This is a genomic window from Pseudomonas sp. PGPPP1, assembly GCF_002255865.1.
In the GTDB taxonomy this organism is placed as follows: Bacteria; Pseudomonadota; Gammaproteobacteria; order Pseudomonadales; family Pseudomonadaceae; genus Aquipseudomonas; species Aquipseudomonas cremoris.
This window is the reverse complement of sequence record NZ_NKIG01000105.1, coordinates 1-702: the sequence shown is the minus strand read 5'-3', so window position 1 is coordinate 702 and position 702 is coordinate 1. Positions and strand designations below refer to the sequence as shown.

General features: G+C 58.3%; 1 protein-coding gene. It reads left to right on the top strand.

What is annotated here, in order from left to right:
* Positions 1 to 702: type VI secretion system Vgr family protein (locus CFE47_RS31375; protein WP_286843081.1), on the top strand; the 702-nt coding region annotated here is incomplete at both ends.

Sequence of the window (702 nt, the reverse complement as noted above, 5' to 3'; positions counted from 1 at the left end):
CGCTGGACCTCGGATTGGAAGGCACAGCTGCGTAAAAAACCGTGCATCGACGGCCCGCAAATCGCCACGGTGGTTGGCCCTCCCGGCGAGGAGATTTATTGCGATGAATGGGGCCGGGTCAAGGTGCAGTTTCCGTGGGACCGCTCGGACAAAAACAACGACCAGAGTTCGTGCTGGATTCGTGTCGCTCAAGGCTGGGCAGGCGCGACGTGGGGGGCCATGGCCGTGCCACGCGTGAATCAGGAGCTGATCATCAGCTTTTTGGATGGCGATCCTGACCAGCCTATCGCCACGGGCCGCACCTACCGCCAGACCAATCTGCCGCCGTATGAGCTACCCAAGCACAAGACGCGGATGACCATCAAAAGCCGAACTCATAAGGGTGACGGCTTCAATGAGCTGCGTTTTGAGGATGAGTTGGGCCACCAGGAGGTGTTTATCCATGCCGAGAAAGACAAGAACGTCCATATCAAGAACAACAACGGCATCTTCGTCGGCAATGATCGCAAGGAGCGGGTCGAGCACAACGAATCCGTGTCTATCGGCGACCACCGCACCGAAGACGTCGGCCAGAACGAAACCATCAGCATCGGTGCTAACCGCAGCGTGACCATCGGCGGTAACAAGGCCGAAACCATCAAGATGGCAAAAGCCGAAACCATCGGTTTGGCCAAGGCGCTGACCATCGGCGCGGCTTACCAG